Below are 20361 nucleotides of genomic sequence, written 5' to 3'. Positions count from 1 at the left end.
ATGACGGCTCATCAGGCAGTGCGGGGCGAGAAGGAGTGGCCATGGCCAACGGAAGACGGAAAGTGTCGAGAACTTGGTTGGGGGTGTTCACCGCGGGCCTTCTCGCCTCGGGTTCGGTCGTGTTGTCCTCTCCGGCGCACGCCGCCGAACCCCTAACGACCGGAGCCCCCGAACCGACTCTGTCCACCGCGATGGGCGCGTTCCTGGAATCGGGCCCTACCGGGGTCAGCCGCATCGGGCAGTTGGAGCGATGGCTCGGCGGCCGGGAGCTGCGAGTCGGGCACACGTACCTCCCCGGCGACCTCTGGTCGAACATCGAAGGGCCCCCGGGGTTCCTGGACGCCTGGGCGGACTGGCGCAACGAGCGGGAGGACCGGCTGTTCGTCCTGAACGTGCCGATGCTGGAGCGCAACGAGGCCGGGGTCTCCGACCAGGAGGTCCGCAGGCAGCTCGGGCTCGGCGCCGCGGGCTACTACGACCACCACTTCAAGGCGCTGGCAGAACGTCTGGTCGACCTGGGGGCGACGGACACCGTCATCGTCCTCGGGTGGGAGATGAACGGCACCACGTACACCCACCGGTGCGCACCGGACCCGACGGCGTGGAAGAAGTACTGGAACCGGATCGTCACCGCGATGCGTTCCGTCCCCGGTCAGGAGTTCCGCTTCGACTTCAACCCGAGCCGGGGCAGGGACGCCGTTCCGTGGACGGAATGCTATCCGGGTGACGACGTCGTCGACATCATCGGAATGGACTCGTACGACCAGCCGCGGGGGGCGAGTTTCGACACCCACGTCGATGAGCCGTACGGGTTGCGCAAGCAGGTGGAATTCGCGGCCGAGCACGGAAAGCAGATCTCGTACCCGGAATGGGGGTTGTTCCGGAACGGGGACAATGCCGAGTACATGCGGCGCATGATCGAGTGGTTGAAGCAGCACAAGCCGCTGTACCACACGATCACCGACTACTGCCCGCACGGCGTCTGGCAGTGCGACGACAATCCGAAGTCGTCGCAGGTGTTCCGGCAGATGATGTACGGCGCCGAACCCGAGGTGCCGGAGGTGCCGGAGGTTCCCGAGGTACCGGAGGTCCCGCCGAAGCCCGAGGTTCCGCCGCAGCCGGAGCCGAAGCCGGAGGTTCCGCCGAAGCCGGAGGTTCCGCCGCAGCCGGAGCCCAAGCCCGAGGTCCCGCCGAAGCCTGAGCCGAAGCCGGAGGTTCCGCCGAAGCCGGAGGTCCCGCCGCAGCCTGAGCCGAAGCCGGAGGTTCCGCCGCAGCCTGAGCCGAAGCCCGAAGTCCCGCCGCAGCCTGAGCCGAAGCCCGAGCCCAAGCCGGAACCGAAGCCGGAGCCCAAGCCGGAGCCCAAGCCGGAACCGAAGCCCGAGCCCAAGCCCGAGCCCAAGCCCGAGCCCAAGCCCGAGGTTCCCAAGCCCGAGCCCAAGCCCGAGCCCAAGCCCGAGAAGGACTGCCTGACGATCAACCTCGGTTCCTGGGTGGAGAGCTGGCTCGGCGGGCCGCTCTGCATCGACAAGGGCGACTCGAAGGACGCGATCGACGACATCGTCGACGCCGTCGACATCAACGACATCGACGTCACCGAGCCCTGGGAGGAGCTCATGGACAGCGAGACCTGGCCCTTCTGATCACCCGAGGGCCCCCGCGGCGGCGGAGGAGTTCATCCTCCGCCGCCGCTCGGCCGCCCGCGCAGACGTCCGACCGCCCGCCCCACCCACACCCGCTCGCGCGCCAGCCGCGCCAGCCGGCGCCGCCCGTCCGCCGCGCCCGCCCGCAGCCACAACAACGGAGCCGTGACTCGGCCGGAGAGCATCAGCCGCTGGTTCGGCACGGTCTCCGGCCGCCAGTGCCGCTTGTACGGTTCCGTGCCCCGCAGCATGCTCAGCGTCGCGCGACCGCTCGCGCTGGTCTCCCGCGCCCCGTGGCGCAGCAGCATCGTCGCCACATCGACCTTCCGGGCCCGCAGTACCGGGTCCGCGCCGTACAGGTAACCGCCCGCGAGCCGCGGTGACATCAGGGTGAGGTCGGCCGCGACCACGTCCCCGGCGAGCCGGAACTCGGTCACCCGCGCGTCTCCGCGCTCGACCATCGGCCGGACCGCCCGCGCGAGGTGCTGCGCGAACCGGTCGCTGGTGTGCTCGGCGGTCACCCCCCTGCCCTCCCACTGGAGCTGGTGGAGCCGCAGCAGCCGTTCCAGCGCCGCCGGCACCTCCTCCCCCGTCACGACCCGTTCGTCGATACCGAGGGTGTCGAGCTTGCGCAGCTTGGCTCGGACCCGCTGGGCCTTGGCCGACGGGATCCGCTGGAGCAGGTCGTCCATCGGCACCGCCGGCAGTTCCAGACACAGGGAGTCGGCGAGCCGCCTGCGCGGACCGCGCCAGCGGCCGAAGACCTGCTCGGCCGCCGCCCCCGGCCGCACCTCGCGCAGATCGATCACCGCGCCGCGCGCCGCCCGGGCCAGCGCCCCGGCCAGCGCGGGGGCCGCGTCAGGGCAGGAGTCGTCGAGGAGGACGTCGGTGAAGTCGGTGATCGCGCCGCCGAGCTGGGTGAGGACCGGGAGCGGGCCGCGGGCGCGCATCAGGGGGGCCGCCGCGACCAGTTCGCCGTCCTCCCGTCGTACGAGCACCACGCGCAGCGCGCCGGGCCTGCCGTACGACACCCACCAGGAGTGCAGCCACGCATGGGACTGGAACGGGGTCGCCGTCGAGCAGCGCGCGTACAGCGATCTCCACCGCTCCGCGAGTGCGCCGAACTCCGTGCCGTCCCGGCAGATCTCGGTCCGCAGCCCGCCCGTGCCCGCCGTGCTCACACCGTCTCCGGTTCCGGCTGGTGCTGAGCGCCCGCCGGCCCGGGGACCGCGGCGGGGTGCCCGGAGTGCCGCGCCTCGGCGCGCGTGGCGCGTCCGGGGCGGACCAGGAGCGCCAGACCGCCGAGCAGACCGCCCGCGCAGCCGCCGACGAGCGCCGAGAGCGGCGCGGACGGCGAGACCGGCGCGGAGGGCTTGGTCGCCCGCGAGAACTGCACCACCTTCACGCCCGTGCTCCCCGAGACGTGCGAGCTGTTGAGGATCAGCGCGCGGGCCACGCCGTCGGCCATGGACACCGCCCGGGCCGGCTCGGCCGCCCGCGCCGTGATGGAGATCATCGGCGCGTCCGGGCTGGTGGCCGCCTGCACGCTGGAGCGCAGGGTCGGCGCGGAGACCCCGGCCCACACCTGGGCGTCGCCGGTCACCGCGATGTCGGTGGCGACCCGCCCGTACGCCTGGGCGAAGCCGAGGGCCGCCGCCGGGTCCGACTTCCCGGCCGGGACCACGATGACGTAGCTCGTCGCCGCGTACTCCGGAGCCTTCAGCGCCCCGTAACCGCCGCCGACGGCGACGCCCGCAACGACGCAGGCGGGCAGCGCCCACCAGCGCCGCGGGGTCCGCAGAGCCTTCGTCAGGGGGGAGCGGTGCGACAGCGGCGGGCGGGAGTGCGCGGAGCCCACCGAGCTCGCGGAGCCGGGAGAGCTCGCCGGGCGTGGGGAGCGTGAAGGGTTCATCGGGTGTCTCGCTTCGGGGGGAGAGGGGTGCCGTCAACGGCCTGTTCGTAGAGGGACATCAACTGCCGTGCACTGCGGGCGATGTCGTACCGGGACGCCGCGGTGGGCACCGGGAGCCGGCTGAGCCGGGCGTCCTGGACGCCCTGCAGCGCCGAGGCGACCTCGGCGGCCGACCCGCCGATCCGGCGGGCGCCCGGGGCCGCGTCGGGCGGCAGGTCGTCGATCGCCGGACACGCCGCGTACAGCACCGGCAGTCCGGCGGCCAGCGCCTCGATCACCGCCAGGCCGAACGCCTCGTCGGGGGAGGTGGAGACGAAGACGTCCATCGCGGCGAGCAGCGACGGCAGATCGGGTCCCTCGGCACCCTCCGGCGCCGGGTCCTCACAGGCTCCCGCGAGCAGCACCCGGTCGGCGGCCCCGCACTCACGGGCCAGCGCCGTCAGCCGCTCGCGCTCCTCGCCCTCGCCGACGAGGAGGAGCCGCGCGCGCGGCACCGACGCCACCGCCCGTACGAGACGGTCGAATCGTTTCGCGGGCGCGAGCCGCCCCACCCCGCCGACGACGAACGCGTCCTCGGGAAGACCGAGCAGTTTCCGCGCGAACCGCCGGCGGTCCTCGGTGTAGCCGAAGCGGGCCGTCTCGATGCCGTTGGGCACGACGTGGATGCGGGACGGGGCGACCCCCCACTGCTCCAGGCGGCGCGCGACGCTGGGGGAGACGGCGACGGTGGCGGTGCCCAGGCGCTCGCCGGCGAGGTAGAGGGCACGCGTACCGGCGGACAGCCGCCGGCCCTCGATCTGCGTGTCGCCGAGGGAGTGCTCGGTCGCCAGGACCGTACGGACTCCGGCGAGGCGGGCGGCGAGCCTGCCGTACAGGTTCGCCCGGTACAGATGGGTGTGGACGAGGTCGTACCCTCCCCGGCGGATCAGCCCGGTGAGGCGGGGCAGTGCGCCGAGGTCGCGGTTGCCGGCCATGCCGAGGTGGGTGACGGGGGTGCCGTCGGCCTCGATCCCGCGGGCGACCGCGCCCGCGTTGGTGAGCGTCACGACCTCGGCGCGTACCGGCAGATGCCGCAGCAGCAGCCTCAGCTGCTGCTCCGCGCCGCCGATGCCGAGGCCGGTGATGACGTGCAGGACCTTCATCGGGCGTCCGCTCCGACCAGCCGGTGCGGGGCGGCCACCAGATCGGCGGGGCGACGGCGGCGCAGCGGGTGCAGGACCCGCTTGGCGGTGAGGCGCCAGGCGGCGTCGCGTTCGTCGATGTGGATGCGGGGCAGCGCGTGCGCGCTGGTCAGCGGGCCGGGGTCGATGGCGCAGGCGTGGCGGTATCCGGCGGTCCGTACGGCGCGGATCGCGCGGGCGTCGACATGGCCGTACGGGTAGCAGAACCCGTCCACGGTCGTCCCGGTGAGGTCCTCCAACAGGGCACGGCTGCGGCGGGTCTCGTCGGCGAGGGCCGCGTCGTCGGCGGCGGGCAGCGAGACGTGCCGCAGGCCGTGGGAGCCGATCTCCATGCCGGCCTCGGCGGCGCGCAGGATGCCGTCCTCCGTCAGCAGCGCCTTGCGCGGCCCGTCCCCGTCCCAGGTGTTCGCGCCGCCGAAGCGGCCCGGCAGGACGTAGACCGTCGCCGTGAACCCGTGGTGGCGCAGCAGCGGCACCGCCGATTCGACGAAGTCCGCGTACCCGTCGTCGAAGGTGAGCCCGACCAGCCCCTTCGCGCGCCCCGCGGCCGTGGCGGCGAGCAGTTCCCGCACCGAGACGCCGCGCAGCCCGCGGTCGCTGAGCCAGTGCAGCTGCCTGGCGAAACGCACGGGGGAGACGGTCACCCGGTACGGATCAATCGGTGTGTCGGCGATCGAGTGGTACATCACCACCCAGGGGGGCGGCTTCGGCAGCAGACGACGAATCGCGGGGGTGCGGGGCGCCAAGGCAACGGGCATGGGCGAGCCTTCGTGATGCGACGGGGGTGAGGGGAGGGATGTCGGGCGCGCGGGGCGCGCAGGCGGTGAAGAGCAGGAACACGGACGTGGTGACCGCGGTCGCGACGGCGAGCGAGAGGAGCGCCGGGCTCACGAGGGAGGCGCAGAACCAGCCGGCGCCGGTGGCCCAGGCGGCGGCCGTGGCCAGCCGCAGGAGACCCTCGCCGAGGTAGCGGATGCGGACCGGGATGGACTGGCGACGGGCGCCGAGCAGCAGCATCACGGCGGTGAGCGTGATGCCCAGCGCGTTGGCCGCGGCGATGCCGACCGCGCCCCAGAGCCGGGCGCCGGGGATTCCGGCGAGGGCGGTCACGGCGAGCCCCGTGGCCATGGCGGCGGCCGGATACCAGAGCGGTCGCGCGGCCGAGAAGTAGCAGCGGACGAGGGTGCCGACCAGCGTCTGGCCGAGCAGCCCGAGAGCGTAGACGCGCATGACGGCGGCGGTGGCGTCGGTGTCGGCCCGGTCGAACGCCCCGCGCTGGAAGAGGACCTCGACGATCTGGGGAGCGGCGGCGATCACGATCGAGGCGCCGACGAGCACGACGACCGCGGCCAGCAGCAGGTCGCGCTCGACCCGTCGGCGGGCGCCTTCGGTGTCGCCCGACGCCATGGCACGGGCGACGACGGGGAAGCTGACCGTGCACAGCATGAGGGAGAGGATCATCGGCATCTGCGCGATCTTCTGCGCGTAGTTCAGATGCGAGATGGCGCCCGCCGGAAGGGGTGAGGCGAGGAAGCGTTCGACGAGGATCTGGGACTGGCGGGAGAGCGCGAAGGCGATGACGGGCGCGATGAGCCCGAGGACGAGCAGCCGCCCGTCGCCGGAGAGCGCGGTCGGCGCGGTCGGCGCCGCCCCTGGTGCGCGGCGCAACTCCTTCACCAGGTAGGGGGCTTGGACCAGCACCATCAGCAGACCGCCGACGGCGACCCCGGTCGCCGCCGACCGGACGCCGAAGGGCTCGCGGAGCACCACGACCGTGCCGATGATGCCGATGTTGTACGCCACGTAGATGGCGGCCGGTGGCAGGAAGCTGCCGTGGGCGCGCAGCGCGGCGGAGCAGTAGCCGGCGAGCGCGAAGGTCAGGACACAGGTCGCGGTCAGCCGGGTGCAGTCGACGGCCAGCCGGGGGTCGGCGAGACCGGGGGCGAGGGCGGCGACCAGGAGCGGTGCGGTGAGGACCAGCAACCCGGCGACGGCGCTGACGGCGAGTGCGAGCCGGGGCAGGGTGGAGCGTACGAGGGAGAGGACGGGGTCACGGGAGAGGGCGCCGCTGCGCCGGGCGAGGGCCCGGCTGAACGCGGGCACCAGGATCAGCGCCATCGCGTCCTCGATGAGCAGCGTCGAGGCGAACTCGGGGACCGTCCAGGCCACCAGGAAGGCGTCCGTCTCGGCGCCCGCGCCGAAGAAGTGGGCCAGGATCTGGTCCCGTACGAGCCCGAGCGCCGCACCGGCCGCGGTGAGCCCCGCTGTCACGGCGGCGGCCCGCGCGAGGAACCGGCCTGAGGACGGCTGCGGGCGGAGCCGGTGGCGACCTCGGCGACCGGTGCCGGGGGTCTCGCCGGTGCCGATCCCGCTGGTCTCGGTGGTCCCGGTCTCGGTGGTCCCGCCGGTCCTGGTCCCGCCGGTCCCGGTGGTCCCCTCCGTCCCGGCCTCCGGCGGCCCCGGAGCCGCAGAGGCCGCCGGGGCCGTGGAAGGCGCCGGGACGCGGGACGCCACCGGAGCCGGAGCCGTCACCGCGTCCGTCGCCTCCGGCTCCCCGCCCCGGGGGTCACGCACGCTCCACCTCCGCCAGGGACCACCAGGCCGCGAGACCGAGGACCACCGACATCAGGACCGTGGAGGGACCGCCGATGTCCGCGTAGAAGAAGTCGATGAGCTGCCAGGACAGCAGGCCGACCGCCACCAGCGCGCAGTCCGTCCTCCGGGAGCGCCGCCACAGCGCCCCCGCCAGCAGCGCCGCCCAGCTGCCCGCGAGGGCGAGGAGCCCCACCAGGCCCTGCTCGCTCAGTACCAGCAGGTACATGTTGTGGGGGGAGAGCAGCGGCTGACGCCGGAACTCGGCGCCCGCGCCCGCCGTGTCGCTGCCCGAGGACAGGGCCAGCGAGGCGTGGGAGTCGCGGTACTGCGGGAAGCCCTTCAGCCCGACCCCCGTCACCGGCTCCGAGCGCCACATCGCTCCCGCCGCCGCCCACATGGTGTAACGGTCCGTCACCGACTGGTCCGGCGCGGCCGTCACCTGCGTGATGCTGGCGACCCGCTCCTTCACCATCGACGAGCCGACGCCGAGACCGCCGACGAGGACCACGGCCAGCGCGCCGACCACGAGCGCCACCCGGCCGGCCCGCCGGAGTCCCGACAGCACCAGCTGAAACGCGCACGCCAGCACCGTCGCGATCCACGCACCCCGGCTGAACGACACCACGAGCGGCACGCACAGCAGCCCCGCGCAGACGAGCGCCGCCGTCCGTGTCCGGCCTCCGCCGCCCAGCGCGATCCCGGTGACGACGACGAGTCCGTACGACACGATCGTCGCCATGCCCATCACGTCGGTCGGTCCGAACGTCCCGACCGCCCGGACGTCCTCCCCCATGTACGAGGCGCCCGTACCGGTCAGGTACTGCACCACGCCGAACCCGCCCTGGACCAGCGCCAGAGCGACCAGCGCCCACGCGACGAGCGAGAAGTCCCGCCGGTCACGGATCATCAGCAGCACGGCCGCCGGGACGAGCACGAAGACCTGGAGGTAACGGGCGACGCCCGGGAGGCTCGCGGCCGGGTCGTTCGACGTGATGGCCGCCAGACAGATCCCGAGGACCGGCAGCCCGAGCACGACGGCCGCGCCCCGGGTCAGCGGCCGTGCCCCGCCGCGTACGACCCGGACGAGGCAGATCAGCACGAGCAGCCCCGAAGCCGCGTCGGCGAGCGTGCCCGAACCGCCTGTCCCGCCCTCCGCGCCGCCTGCGGACGGGACGAGCAGCAGGGCGATCACCGCGAGGACCGGGGACAGCGCGCCCGCCCGGCGGAGCACGTCGCGCGTCTGTCGCCGCGCCGCCACCGGCCCGGGCGCGGGTACCGGCACGCGTACCGGTACGGCTGTCGCCATCATCAGCTCCCCGCGGGCCGGACGAGCCCGGCCGCGGTCCGCATCAGGATGCGGACGTCCTGCCAGAACGACCAGTGGTCGATGTAGTGGTTGTCGAACCGGCAGCGGTCCTCGATCGAGGTGTCACCGCGCAGCCCGTGCACCTGCGCCAGGCCGGTCAGCCCCACCGGCATCCGGTGGCGATCGGCGTACCCGGCGTGGATCTTGCTGAACTGAGAGACGAAATAGGGGCGTTCGGGCCTCGGACCGACCAGGCTCATGTCCCCGCGCAGTACGTTCCACAGCTGCGGCAGCTCGTCCAGCGACGTCCGTCGCAGGAAGCCGCCGACCGCGCTCATCCGCCGGTCGTTGGCCACGTTCCACCGCGTCGCCGACTCGGTCTCGTCGGCCGGGCGCAGCGTACGGAACTTGAGCAGCGTGAACAGCCGCCCGTTCTGCCCCACCCGCTCCTGGTGGAACAGCACGCCGGGCCCGTCGGTGAGCCGCACCGCCACCGCGCACAGCAGCAGCACGGGCAGCGCGAACAGCAGTGCCGGACCCGCCAGGACCACGTCCAGGACGCGCTTCGCGGTCAGACCGCGCCGCTCGGCCGGTGGCGCCAGCCGACGGCAGGCGTACCCCCACAGGTGCTCGCTCATCGGCCCGCCGTGCCGCCGCTCGCCCACCCGCCAGGTCGTGCACCCGTAGTGCTGGAAGAGCATCACCAGATCCGGGTCGTCGGTCATGAACACCGCGTCGAGGACGGTGTTCTGGATGACGGCGCGGTGGATCTCCTCGGTGGTGGTCAGGACCGGCAGCCCCATGTCGCCGTTCGGCTGCGCTGAGTCGTCGTTCTGCCGGGCACCGACGATCCCGACCGGCCGCATCCCGTACTCCGGATGCTGCCCGAGCGCCGCCGCGAACCGCCGCGCGGCGGCCGGCCCTCCGACGATCAGCGCGGACCTGGGATGCGCCCGCGCCGTACGCCGCTCGCGGGCGTGCGCTGCGCCGCGGAACAGGCACACGGCGAGGAGCTGCGTGGCGTACGCCGAGCAGAGCGCCGCGGGACCGATCGCGAGAGCCGGGGTGTACGCGGCCACCGCGGCGGCCGCGGCACACCAGACGACGCCGATCCGCGCGGCCAGCGCGGGCAGCTCGTCCAGGACGGAGGTGAAGGGACCGGACCGGTACAGCCCGGCGCGGCCGTTGAGGACGAGGACGCCCCCGACGACCAGCAGGAGCAGCCGGAGTTCGCGGTGCGGCTCGGCGAGCGGTCCGGCCGCGAGCAGCACGGCCAGAGCGTCGGCCGCCACCAGCGGGACGGCGGCGAACCGCGTCCGCGCGGTCCGGCGCGGCGGCAGCGCGAGCCGGTCGGGCGCTCCGCGCCGCGGTGCGAGGGAGGCGAGTCCGTGAGCGTGGCCCCGGCTCGCCGGGGGCCAGGCCCCCGGTGCGGGAGGGACGCTGGTGCTTTCCGTGGTCACGGCGAGATCGGCTCCCTGTGCTCGGTGCACCGCACGCCGGGCAGCTCGCGGTACACGTCCGCGACGGCAGCGCCGGTGCGGCGCACATCGAATCTGCTGAGTACGTGTTCATGGGCCTGGCGGCCCAGCGACCGCCGTTGCTCCGGCCGACCGAGAAGGCGGCCGACGGCGACGGCGAGGGCGGCCGGGTCCCCGGGCGGGACCAGGCACAGGGGTTCGTGGCCCGGTGGCAGGCTCTCGCGCGCACCGTCCACGTCGCTGACCACGACCGGACGGCCGCACGCCATCGCCTCCAGGGGCGCCAGCGCCATGCCCTCCCAACGGGACGGCAGCACGACGAGGTCGGCCGCCCGGTACCACGGGGCGGTGTCGTCGACGGCGCCGGTGAAGCGCACCGACCGCGGGGCCGCGGCCCGCAGCCGCTCGCCGTCCGGGCCGTCACCGACCAGGACGAGGCGGGCCGTGGGGACCTGGGCGAGGACGGCGGGCCAGGCGGCCAGCAGAATGTCCTGCCCCTTCTGCCGGCAGAGCCGGCCCACGCAGACGACGACGGGTCCGTCACCGGACCCGCCGGGCGCGGCGGCGTCGGCGGACGAGTCCGCGAACCTGGCCACGTCCACACCGTTGTGGATGACGGACCAGGAGGCGCGCACGCCGGCCTCCTCACCCGTGCGGCGCTCGGCCTCGCTCACGCAGACGACGCGATGGGTCCAGCGCGCCGCTCGGCGTTCCCAGCGCCGGGCCAGCGCGGCGACCGTGCCCTCGACCGCTTCGAAGGACCAGGCGTGCGGCTGGTACACCGTCGGCAGAGCGCCGCGCAGCGCCAGCCGGGCGCAGAGGCCCGCCTTGGCGCTGTGGGCGTGGACCAGGTCCGGGCGGACGGTACGGATCAGCCGGGCGATGTCGAGCGTCTCGCGGACCAGCCGCGGGCCGGGGTCGCGCCCGGCCCGCCACGCGTACACGTCGGCACCCTCGGACCGGACGGCCGCTGCGAGCGGTGTGCCGGGCGGACAGGCGACGGCGACCCGCATCCCGGCGCGGAGCTGGTCCCGGACCAGGTCCACGACGACACGGGCGACACCACCGTCCCCGGGCTGGACCGCGTGCAGGACCGAGAGAGGGGAGGAGCCCGGTTCTCGTGGAGGCGGCATGTCAGCGTCCGACGTCACCGCTGAATTCCGCATACAGGTTCTCCGCTTTGATGAGAGAAACAAGGAAACACCCGTGAAGATCGGGGAAGAGGAAGCTGTCGGCCGTGCGAAAAAGCATGCCCGCGCGGCTGGACCGTGAGCGACGTCGGGGAACGTTATAACGCTGAAGCCGGGCGATAGTAAGCATTAGATGCTCACAAAGACTAACTTTCGTATCCGGGCGGCCGGTTACTCGTTGGGCGTGTTGCGCCATTCTCGGCTCACTCGCCCGAATACCCCTCCGATGGCCCAAAGATAGGTTGAACGTCACCCATTCGGGAGAGCAACCGAAGTAATGGAGGGGCGTTGTTGAAGGAGCCGGGCTGATCCGGTCACACCGCCGGCCTTCCGGTCCGAGTGGTTCGCAATCGATCGAGGAGCGCTTCCCCATGTCCCGTATCGCAAAGGCTGTCGTCCTCTCCCTGGGCATCGCCGCGTCCGTCGCGGGTGCCTCCGGTGTCGCCGTCGCCGACGCCGGTGCCGAGGGCGCGGCCGTGGCTTCCCCGGGCGTCGCGTCGGGCAACGTCGTGCAGGTGCCGGTCCACGTGCCGATCAACGTCTGCGGCAACACCGTCAACGTCATCGGCGCCCTCAACCCCGCCTTCGGCAACACCTGCGTCAACGCCTGACACCGCACACGGATCGCGGTCCTTCCGAGGCCGGTGCGCCACCCCTCCGGGGTGTGCGCGCCGGCCTTTCGCTCGTTCGGGCGCACTGTCGTGCGCCGCCCGGTGCAACGGCGTACGCCCCTGGGAGTGGCAGGTCGGAGGGGTGGATTCACCCGAACGGATGCGTGGCGTTCAGTAGTTCTGCGATTGCGGAGCGCTATAAGCGCAGGCACGGTGAAGGGGAAGTTGTCCGACGCATACGGAAAAGGAACAAATATGCGTCCCCAGGCACCACTCCGCCTCACCGTCTTGGCTGCATCCGCCGCCCTCACCCTCGGCTGGGCGGGACCCGCCGCCGCCGACGCACACAAGCCGCCCCATGCGTCCACCGTCGCCGCCCAGGCCCCCCTCGGCCGTACTGCCGCCCTTCCGGCCGGGCTCGGCGACCTCGGGAAGGCGGTGAGCGCAGCGGTGGCCGAGCTCATCGCGTCGATCAAGGCCGACGGCCGGCTCACCACCGCCGCCTCCGAGGCGTTCGACGCCAAGATCGCCCAGGCGGTCGAGGCCGCCAAGGCCGATGCCATGGCGCCACTGCCCACCACCGCGGTTCCCGACCTCCCCGTACCGGACACGCCGGCCGTCGCCCCGCCGAAGGCGGAGGCTCCCGCCGCTGCGACGGTCGTGGCGAGACCCGTCGCGGCCGAGGCCGCGCCCGCCGACCTCCTCGGCGACGCGGGCGCCACCGTGCAGAAGGCCGTCGCCGACCTGGTCGACCTCATCGTGTCCACCCTGCTCGGTGGCCTCACCGCGATCGACCTGCCGGCCCTGCCGGCCCTGCCCGACGTGCCTGCCCTGCCGACGCCCCCGGCGCTCCCGACGCTTCCGACGCTTCCGTCCCCGAGTCGTTGACGTCCGTCCGCTAGGCGCGTCAGACGCATCACGCCGTACCGGCCCCGTACCCCTGGGCCGGTACGGCGTTCGCCTTTCCGATCGGTAAATCGGACCGGACCCTTCATTCGGGTGCAGTGTCGCCCTCCCGGAGTTTCCGGGGAGCACGCCTCTCGTTACAGAAGCGGAAGGCCGCGTGGAATAGCTCAACTCAGCCGCGCGGTAAGCGACTTGCTCCCAACGAAGCCGCACTGACGCTCAAGATGCCTAGAGGAAGGACTCACTCCATGAAGCCCACCAAGGTCGCCGCGATGGTCGCCGGTTCCGTCATGGCCCTGGGTGCCGCCGCGCCCGCCATGGCCATGGGGCCGGCGGAGGTCCCCACCAGCCTGGACGGGGGGCTCGACGTGATCTCCAGCGAGGGCCTGCAGACCGACGCGCTGAGCAGCACCACGGACGGCTCCCCGGTCCAGGCCGTGGGCGAGGTCACCGGGAAGCTGAACGAGACCACCAAGAAGGTGCCGCTGCTCGGCGGCCTCCCGCTGGCCGGCTGACGCCCTTTCCCTATCGGGTCGCAGTGATCGGCTGATCGAATGATTTTCTGATCTGTCGCCGTGGAGGTCCGGTTCTTCGCCGTGCACCGCTCCTTACGCTCTGGCCAGTCATCCACGGAAGGTCGGCTCGGGGGTCGCGGCGGTGCATCCGTCCGATGTCCCAGAGTCCCGCGTTCCGTGACCAGTTCGTCAGCGACTGACGCACTGGGTGCGCGGAAAGGCCGGTCGGAGCGAGGGGGCTCCCCGCCGGTCTCTCCCTTTCTCCAGAGGAAGAGCGGTATGCGATCCATCATCACCAGGAAGCTGCTCACTGCCGCAGCCGCGACGGGCGTCCTGTCGCTGACCGGAGGCTTCGCCGTGGCGGCGAACTCCACGGAGGACGCGCCGGGGCCCGGCGCGGGGCACCATCGACAGGTCCCCCTCTCGGTGAGCCTGTGCGGGGACTCCGTGCAGCTCGTCGACATCGCCGCCAGGGCGGTCCGTGACCACTGCGCCCAGGCCGTCGACGACCCCGACGGCTACGGGGACGGCCCGGACGGCGAAACCCCCGACCACCCGAGCGAGAACCCGGCACCTCCCGGGCACCCGACGGGGCCGGGGCATCCCACGCATCCGGGTGAGCCGACGAAGCCGGGTGAGCCGACGGGGCCGGGGCATCCCACGAACCCGGGTGAGCCGACCAAGCCTGGCGAGCCGACGGGGCCGGGGCATCCGACGCATCCGGGTGAGCCGACCAAGCCTGGCGAGCCGACGGGGCCGGGGCATCCGACGCATCCGGGTGAGCCGACGAAGCCGGGTGAGCCCACCGGGCCGGGGTATCCCACGCACCCGGGTGAGCCGACCAAGCCTGGTGAGCCGACCAAGCCGGGTGAGCCGACGAAGCCGGGTGAGCCCACCGGGCCGGGGCATCCCACGCACCCGGGTGAGCCGACGAAGCCGGGTGAGCCCACCGGGCCGGGGCATCCCACGCACCCGGGTGAGCCGACCAAGCCGGGTGAGCCGACGAAGCCGGGTGAGCCCACCGGGCCGGGGCATCCCACGCACCCGGGTGAGCCGACCAAGCCGCCGACCGCTTCGCCGACACCTCCGGGTCAGCACGGCGAGCCGGGTGAGCCCGGTGAGTCGACGAAGCCGCCGACCCACCCGGGGGAGTCGACGAAGCCGCCCACCCACCCCGGTGAGTCGACCAAGCCGCCCGGCGGTCCGAGCCAGTCGGGTTCGGGCGGGCCGGGGGTGCCCCAGCTTCCCGACACCGGACGGGACACCGCCGTGCTGACGGGCGCCGCGGCCGTCAGTGCCGCCCTCATCCTCGGGGGAGCGGTCGTCCGCTTCCGCGTCGGGCGCTCCGGGCGTCGCCACTGACGCGTCGGGCTGACCCCCTGTCAACCAAGGTCCTCACCGTCACCGGTGGGGACCTTGGGTGTTGCTGCACGTAGGCGATTTTCGCGACTTTCCTGCCGGAGGGCTCGTTCACAGGACACAGCTCCATCGCACCGTCGTCACCACCCTCCGAAGGGCACACGCAGTCATGAACCTGCGATCACAAGCCGGCATGGGAATTCTCATGACCGCTCTCGCCTCGGCCGCCATGGCCGCCCCCGCCTCCGCCGCCGAGGCGCCGGTGGTCGTCCCGCTCCAGGGTCTGGAGCCGGTGATCCCCATGGACGCGCCGACCGTGGCCACCGGTGTCCCGCTGCCCGTCCCGGGCACCCCCACCGTCTTCCACGAGGGGCACTCCCAGGCTCTGCCGGACATCGGCCTGCCGCGGGTGCCGGTCTCCAGCACGCTCCCGAACACCGTCCTCGCCGCCCCGCTCCCCGAGGCCGTCGAGGGCAGCCGGCCCGGCACGGCCCTGTTGACCACCCCGAGCTCGCCCGTGGAGGCGGCCGCCCCCGGGGCCACGGTCGGCAACCCGGTCGGCCTGCCGCGCGGCGACAGGTTCGGGCTCCCGGACCTCACGATGCCGGGCGCCGGCGTCCTCACCCCCGCGGTGAACGGGGTGCTGGCCCCCCAGCTGGGCCTGGCGCAGCCGACGGCCTGACAAGGGCCCTTTGTACGACCAATGGCCCGGCGGATGAAGACACGATTCTTCCCCGCAACCCGAAGGGTCGTTGCTCGTTGCAACAGAAGGCTTGTCGCATGGCCGCGGCCCGCAGGTCCGGAGGTCCGGTCCGTCGTATCCGGCGGCGGAAGGGCCCCCGGTCTGCGGGCCTTCCCCTCTCCCGTACGCCCCATCCGGCCCAAAGGCCGTTACCGGTCCGCCTTTTCGGCGTTGAAGGGAACTGTGCGGCCGTGATACTCGCGGTCGACTTTCCACGTCCAAGGAGTTCTTGATGTCTCGCATCGCGAAGGCTGCCGCTGTTCTCGCCGGCACGGGTGCCGTGGCCCTCAGCGGAGCCGGCCTGGCCGTCGCCGACTCGGGCGCCGAGGCCGTCGCCGCCCACTCGCCCGGTGTCGCCTCCGGCAACGTCGTCCAGGTCCCGGTCCACGTGCCGCTGAACCTGTGCGGCAACACCGTCACCGTCATCGGTCTGATCAACCCGGCGTTCGGCAACTCCTGCGCGAACGTCGACGGTCACGACCACGGTGACCGCGACGGCGGCTACGGCGGCTGATCCCCCTCCCCATGGAGCGGCCCCCGGCACATCCGCCGGAGGGCCGCTTTCCTGTGCGGGGGCGCGCGCACCCCGTGCCTCAGGCGTACCGGTAGACCGCGCTGTGGTCGAGCATCTGCGCCGGGGTGACGCCCCACGGGCCCATCCGCTCGTCGCGGGCCGCGATCCGGCCGTGCTGCGCGTCACCCGGTGGCGGGGGCTGCGCCGGCACGTAGCCGGCGCGCGGGTTGCGCTGCTGCCAGCGTGACCAGATCAGGTCGACGAAGGAGTGGTGGAGCCAGAAGACCGGGTCGTTGACCGAGGCGCCGCCCAGCATCAGGCCGCCGACCCAGCGGTGCACGCGGTTGTGGACGCGGAAGCGCTCGTTGCCCCGGCCCGGGGCCCATCCCTCGAGGCGGTTGCGGAAGCCGGAGGTGCTCGTGGAGTTCCAGGGAGCCACGTCGTACACCGTCTCGCGCATCACCACGTCGAGGTCCGCCCCGGTGGGGAGGGTGATCGGGGCGCGGGGGTGGCCGAGGTCCCGGGTGAGGAAGGCGCCTTCGGTCATCCCGTGGGTGATGGTCCAGCGGCCGCCCGAGTGGGCGAAGGGCCCGGTCATCACCTGGAGGTCACCGCGCCGGCCGTTGCCGCCCATGAAGTCGTCGTTCCAGAGGGAGGCGGCGGGGGTGTTGTCGCGGGTCCAGTCCCAGTACGGGACGGTGACCGTGGGGTCGACCCGGCGCAGCGCCCGCTCGAACTCCAGCAGGAACTTGCGGTGCCAGGGAAGGAAGCTGGGCGCCATGTGGGCCAGGCGCAGCCGGCCGTCGCCGTCGGCCGTGTAGTAGTCGATGTGGGTGCGGACGAAGTCGTCGTACGTCCCCGTGCGCTTCAGCTCCAGGACCGCGGCGACGAACTTCCTTCGCTCGGCGCTGGTCAGATCACGCTGGTTCTTCCGTGTGTAGGCCACGCGGACTCCCTCCCGGTGTGGACGCCGTGGGCGGCGGCGAAGCGGGTCAGCGGCGCGGACCCGAGCTCGTCCACGGCCGCGCGCGTGGCCGCCAGCGGCGTCGGATAGGTCTGGTAGTGATCGATGGGGGTGAGGTAGCCGCCGTCCGCGCAGCGCATCAGATGCAGCGGCCGGTCGTCGACGAGGACCTCGATCCCGTCGGCGGGCGCCGGCCGGCCCTGGATGCGGCGGCCCCGGTACATCTCGTCGAAGGTCCCGTCGGGCGGCGCGTCGGCGGCGGACGCTCCGCTCCGGGGCGTCCTGGCGATACGAGCGAGCGCGCCACCGGTGAAGGCGGCGGCGGTCAGGGTGAAGAGGGACCGCAGTGCGAGGCGGCGCGTGACGGTCATGAGTGATCTCCTGGTGGTCCGGCGGCCCGCCGCAGGCGGACGGAAATGCCCTGAGAGAACAACGAGAAAAACACCGATTCGTTGTGGTGAAAACTGCTGCCGGGAGAATGTCGGCCGTTCGGGTGAATGGGATGGGGAATGGCGGGCGTGTGGCCACTAGCATCCGGACCCATGACTTCTTCCAATGTCGTTTCCGAGTCGCGCAGCATCTCCCCGCTGGGTACGCTCTCGGCCGTCTTCTGGACCACCGGACCCACCGACGAAAAGCCGGCCGCTCCGTACCTGATGGTGTATTCGCTCGGCAACGGACGCGACGGCCGCGAGGCCGGTGTGGAAGCGATGCGGGCCGCCATCGAGGGCATGGGCCTCACCGTCGGCGGGCCCGTGGTCGACGCGTCCCAGGAGTCCGGCATCGACGCCCACCTCCTCGTCGAGGCCCAGCAGGCGGTCCTCACCCTGCCGTTCATCAAGGTGCAGTGTTCGGTGCCGGCCGAGTGGGAGGCGGCCGCCAACGAGCTCGGGCACGCCTACCTGGTCTGCTCGGTCCGCCCCTGGCCGCAGGTCGCGCCCGGTGAGCCGGTCTCGGAGGAGCAGCTGCGTTCCTTCTTCGCCGGCGAGGACCCCCTGGCGGGCGGGGCACACGTCGTGCTGCCCGTCCGGCGACTGCAGGGCTGAGCGGATGGCGGGCGGCGGCGACATGGCGACGGTGGATGTCCAGGGCGTGCCGGGGCAGCGGCGGCTCGCGCGGGGCGACGGGACGGACGGGACGATCGGCGCGGGCCGGGCCCTCGCCTGGCTGCTGATGATCACCGGGGCGGCGGGCGTGCTGTCCGGCTGGGTGATCACGATCGACAAGTTCAAGCTCCTCGAGGACCCCGGCTTCCAGCCCGGGTGCAGCCTGAACCCGGTCGTCTCCTGCGGCAACATCATGAAGAGCGAGCAGGCGGGGGTCTTCGGCTTCCCCAACCCGATGCTCGGACTCGTCACGTACGCCGTCGTCGTCGCCCTGGGGGCCGGGCTCCTCGCCGGGGCCCGCTACCGGGGCTGGCTCTGGCTCGGTCTCAACGCCGGCATGCTCTTCGGCGTCGGCTTCTGCACCTGGCTGATGTACCAGTCGCTGTACGAGATCAACTCGCTCTGCCTGTGGTGCTGCCTGGCCTGGGTCGCCACCATCGTCATGTTCTGGTACGTCACCGCGCACAACGTCCACCACGGGGTGATCCCCGCCCCGGCGGGGCTGCGGACGTTCCTCGGCGAGTTCACCTTCGCCCTGCCCGTCCTGCACATCGGGATCATCGGGATGCTGATCCTGACCCGGTGGTGGGAATTCTGGACGAGTTGACGTGAGCCGTTTCCTCCCCCGGCCGCGGGCGGCACTGATCGTGCTGCTCGCGGCCGTTCTCGTGCTTCTGCTCGTGCCCGACCGGATCGCGCCGGGCGAGCGGCACACCACGGCCCGGCCCGTGCCCGAGGCGGCGCACCTGCCCGGGGTGCCGTCGGGGTTCTTCACCGGCTCCGACGAGGCGGGGGTCCGCAGGATCGCCCAGGCGCAGGCCTGGCTGGGCGGCGGGGCGCTGACCGTCGGGCACACGTATCTGCCGGGCGACCGCTGGTCCAACATCGAGGGGCACCCGGCGCTCTTCGGTCCCTGGGCCCGGTGGAAGGAGGCGCGGCCGGGGCGCCTCTTCGTGCTGAACGTGCCGCTGCTCGACCGGAGCGAGGCGGGCCTGCCGGACGCGGAGGTGCGGGCGGGGCTGCGGAGCGGCGCGGCCGGCGCGTACGACCGTCACTTCCGGGTGCTCGGGGAGCGGCTCGTGGAGCACGGCCTCGGGGACGCGGTCCTGGTCCTCGGCTGGGAGATGAACGGCACCACGTACAGCCACCGCTGCGGCCCGGACCCGGCGGCCTGGAAGACGTACTGGCGCAGGGTCGTCGGGGTGTTGCGGGGGGTGCCGGGGCAGCGGTTCCGCTTCGACTTCACCCCGAGCCGGGGTCGGGACGCCGTGGAGTGGCCGCGCTGCTACCCCGGGGACGACGTCGTCGACATCATCGGCATGGACGCCTACGACCAGCCCGAGGGGCTCGCGTTCGAGGACCAGGTCGCCGAGGAGTACGGGCTCGAACACCACGTCCGGTTCGCGGCGGCGCACGGCAAGCCGGTCTCGTACCCGGAGTGGGGGCTCTTCAGGAACGGGGACAACCCGGCGTACGTGCGCGGGATGCTGGACTGGTTCGCGCGGCACCGTCCCGTCTACCAGACGGTCACCGACTACTGCCCGCACGGCGTCTGGGGGTGCGCCGACAACCCCGAGTCGGCGCGGGTCGTCAGGAACGCGCTCGGGGCGCCGGCCGGGCCATGACGGCGGGGCCCGTCAGGAGTGCCGGTAGGCCACCAGCGAGATGCCGATGTAGTGGGCGATGAAGGCGGCCAGGGTCAGCGAGTGGAAGACCTCGTGGAAGCCGAACCAGCGCGGTGACGGGTTGGGGCGCTTGATGCCGTAGATGACGCCGCCCGCGCTGTAGAGCAGTCCGCCGACGACGACGAGGACGAGGACGGCGACGCCGCCGGCCCGCAGGAAGTCGGGCAGGAAGAAGACGGCGGCCCAGCCCATGGCGATGTAGCAGGGCGTGTACAGCCAGCGGGGGGCGCCGACCCAGAAGACCCGGAAGGCGATGCCCGCGAGGGCCGCCGTCCAGATCGCCCACATGAGCGGCTCGGCCGTGGAGTCCGGGAGCAGGAGCAGGCTGAGCGGGGTGTAGGTGCCCGCGATGATCAGGAAGATGTTGGCGTGGTCGAGGCGCCGTAGGACGGCCTCGCCGCGCGGACCCCAGTCGCCGCGGTGGTAGAGCGCGCTGACGCCGAAGAGCATGCAGGCGGTGAGGGCGAAGATCCCGCAGGCGACGCGGGCCCGGGGGGACTCGGCGAGCACGACCAGGACGACCCCCGCCACGATCACCGCGGGGAACATCCCGGCATGCAGCCAGCCCCTGAGCCTGGGCTTCACGAACTGCTCGATCTCGTTCACCGACGGCATGGCGGAAGTCATGTCCGCATGCTACCTACGCCTCCGTAGGCC

General features: G+C 72.9%; 21 protein-coding genes. 10 read left to right on the top strand and 11 right to left on the bottom strand.

Annotated elements, in window-relative coordinates; genetic code table 11:
• Positions 1–191 precede the first annotated feature (191 nt).
• Complete coding sequence (locus tag AMK29_RS37880) at positions 192–1640, top strand: glycoside hydrolase family 26 protein (RefSeq protein WP_443334053.1); 1449 nt, start codon at positions 192–194, stop codon at positions 1638–1640.
• Between the two features lie 32 nt (positions 1641–1672).
• Here the strand turns inward: AMK29_RS37880 and AMK29_RS07595 are convergent, their stop codons facing one another.
• From AMK29_RS07595 to AMK29_RS07560, 8 genes are read right to left on the bottom strand one after another with little or no spacing between them, the layout of a single operon-like run.
• On the bottom strand, positions 1673–2821 hold the full coding sequence (locus AMK29_RS07595) for a GNAT family N-acetyltransferase (RefSeq protein ID WP_079196790.1): 1149 nt from the start codon (positions 2819–2821) through the stop codon (positions 1673–1675).
• Positions 2818–3552, bottom strand: coding sequence for a lipopolysaccharide biosynthesis protein (locus AMK29_RS07590; RefSeq protein ID WP_241845199.1), 735 nt, complete (start codon positions 3550–3552; stop codon positions 2818–2820). The genes AMK29_RS07595 and AMK29_RS07590 overlap by 4 nt, the downstream gene beginning before the upstream one ends.
• Positions 3549–4694 carry a glycosyltransferase gene (locus AMK29_RS07585; RefSeq protein WP_073809441.1) on the bottom strand — a complete coding sequence of 382 codons (1146 nt, stop codon included), beginning with the start codon at positions 4692–4694 and terminating at the stop codon, positions 3549–3551. The genes AMK29_RS07590 and AMK29_RS07585 overlap by 4 nt, the downstream gene beginning before the upstream one ends.
• Positions 4691–5491, bottom strand: a complete 801-nt coding sequence (locus AMK29_RS07580) for a polysaccharide deacetylase family protein (RefSeq protein ID WP_073810687.1) — start codon at positions 5489–5491, stop codon at positions 4691–4693. The genes AMK29_RS07585 and AMK29_RS07580 overlap by 4 nt, the downstream gene beginning before the upstream one ends.
• On the bottom strand, positions 5388–7307 hold the full coding sequence (locus AMK29_RS07575) for a lipid II flippase MurJ (RefSeq protein ID WP_241845197.1): 1920 nt from the start codon (positions 7305–7307) through the stop codon (positions 5388–5390). The genes AMK29_RS07580 and AMK29_RS07575 overlap by 104 nt, the downstream gene beginning before the upstream one ends.
• Positions 7300–8634, bottom strand: coding sequence for an O-antigen ligase family protein (locus AMK29_RS07570; RefSeq protein ID WP_073809437.1), 1335 nt, complete (start codon positions 8632–8634; stop codon positions 7300–7302). Before AMK29_RS07570 ends, AMK29_RS07575 begins: the two co-directional genes overlap by 8 nt.
• 2 nt (positions 8635–8636) lie before the next feature.
• The gene (locus tag AMK29_RS07565) at positions 8637–10094 is read right to left on the bottom strand and encodes an exopolysaccharide biosynthesis polyprenyl glycosylphosphotransferase (protein WP_073809434.1); all 1458 of its coding nucleotides are present in this window, start codon (positions 10092–10094) and stop codon (positions 8637–8639) included.
• Complete coding sequence (locus AMK29_RS07560; RefSeq protein WP_073810685.1) at positions 10091–11245, bottom strand: glycosyltransferase; 1155 nt, start codon at positions 11243–11245, stop codon at positions 10091–10093. Before AMK29_RS07560 ends, AMK29_RS07565 begins: the two co-directional genes overlap by 4 nt.
• A 428-nt stretch (positions 11246–11673) precedes the next feature.
• Here AMK29_RS07560 and AMK29_RS07555 point away from each other — a divergent pair, with 428 nt between their 5' ends.
• From AMK29_RS07555 to AMK29_RS07530, 6 genes are all read left to right on the top strand, one after another.
• The gene (locus AMK29_RS07555) at positions 11674–11913 is read left to right on the top strand and encodes a chaplin (RefSeq protein WP_073809429.1); all 240 of its coding nucleotides are present in this window, start codon (positions 11674–11676) and stop codon (positions 11911–11913) included.
• A gap of 288 nt (positions 11914–12201) precedes the next feature.
• Positions 12202–12801: a hypothetical protein gene (locus AMK29_RS07550; protein WP_143202886.1), complete on the top strand. Its 600-nt coding sequence runs from the start codon at positions 12202–12204 to the stop codon at positions 12799–12801.
• Positions 12802–13067: 266 nt separating this feature from the next.
• Positions 13068–13334 carry a hypothetical protein gene (locus AMK29_RS07545; protein ID WP_073809419.1) on the top strand — a complete coding sequence of 89 codons (267 nt, stop codon included), beginning with the start codon at positions 13068–13070 and terminating at the stop codon, positions 13332–13334.
• 279 nt (positions 13335–13613) lie between these two features.
• Positions 13614–14696, top strand: a complete 1083-nt coding sequence (locus tag AMK29_RS36965; RefSeq protein WP_241845195.1) for a hypothetical protein — start codon at positions 13614–13616, stop codon at positions 14694–14696.
• 202 nt (positions 14697–14898) lie between these two features.
• Positions 14899–15375 carry a hypothetical protein gene (locus AMK29_RS07535; protein WP_079196785.1) on the top strand — a complete coding sequence of 159 codons (477 nt, stop codon included), beginning with the start codon at positions 14899–14901 and terminating at the stop codon, positions 15373–15375.
• Positions 15376–15667: 292 nt separating this feature from the next.
• Positions 15668–15949 (top strand): chaplin, encoded by a 282-nt coding sequence (locus AMK29_RS07530; RefSeq protein ID WP_073809408.1) that lies wholly within the window; start codon positions 15668–15670, stop codon positions 15947–15949.
• 79 nt (positions 15950–16028) lie between these two features.
• Here AMK29_RS07530 and AMK29_RS07525 read toward each other — a convergent pair whose 3' ends face one another.
• Complete coding sequence (locus AMK29_RS07525; RefSeq protein WP_073809404.1) at positions 16029–16895, bottom strand: tyrosinase family protein; 867 nt, start codon at positions 16893–16895, stop codon at positions 16029–16031.
• Entirely contained in the window at positions 16862–17284 is a 423-nt protein-coding gene (locus tag AMK29_RS07520) for a tyrosinase family oxidase copper chaperone (RefSeq protein ID WP_073809400.1), read from the bottom strand. The genes AMK29_RS07525 and AMK29_RS07520 overlap by 34 nt, the downstream gene beginning before the upstream one ends.
• 171 nt (positions 17285–17455) lie before the next feature.
• Here AMK29_RS07520 and AMK29_RS07515 point away from each other — a divergent pair, with 171 nt between their 5' ends.
• Genes AMK29_RS07515 through AMK29_RS07505 form a run of 3 tightly spaced genes read left to right on the top strand, consistent with a single transcriptional unit; the run spans position 17456 to position 19644 of the window.
• Entirely contained in the window at positions 17456–17959 is a 504-nt protein-coding gene (locus tag AMK29_RS07515; protein WP_073809396.1) for a DUF5949 family protein, read from the top strand.
• Between the two features lie 22 nt (positions 17960–17981).
• Positions 17982–18626, top strand: a complete 645-nt coding sequence (locus AMK29_RS07510) for a vitamin K epoxide reductase family protein (RefSeq protein ID WP_073810683.1) — start codon at positions 17982–17984, stop codon at positions 18624–18626.
• A gap of 1 nt (position 18627) precedes the next feature.
• The gene (locus AMK29_RS07505; RefSeq protein ID WP_073809391.1) at positions 18628–19644 is read left to right on the top strand and encodes a glycoside hydrolase family 26 protein; all 1017 of its coding nucleotides are present in this window, start codon (positions 18628–18630) and stop codon (positions 19642–19644) included.
• A 12-nt stretch (positions 19645–19656) separates the two neighbouring features.
• Here AMK29_RS07505 and trhA read toward each other — a convergent pair whose 3' ends face one another.
• Positions 19657–20331 carry a PAQR family membrane homeostasis protein TrhA gene (trhA, locus tag AMK29_RS07500; RefSeq protein WP_073809387.1) on the bottom strand — a complete coding sequence of 225 codons (675 nt, stop codon included), beginning with the start codon at positions 20329–20331 and terminating at the stop codon, positions 19657–19659.
• Positions 20332–20361: the final 30 nt, after the last annotated feature.

It is taken from the genome of Streptomyces sp. CB02261 (genome assembly GCF_001905665.1).
In the GTDB taxonomy this organism is placed as follows: domain Bacteria; phylum Actinomycetota; class Actinomycetes; order Streptomycetales; family Streptomycetaceae; genus Streptomyces.
The sequence above is the reverse complement of the archived record's forward strand: the minus strand, read 5'-3'. Positions and strand labels throughout refer to the sequence as shown.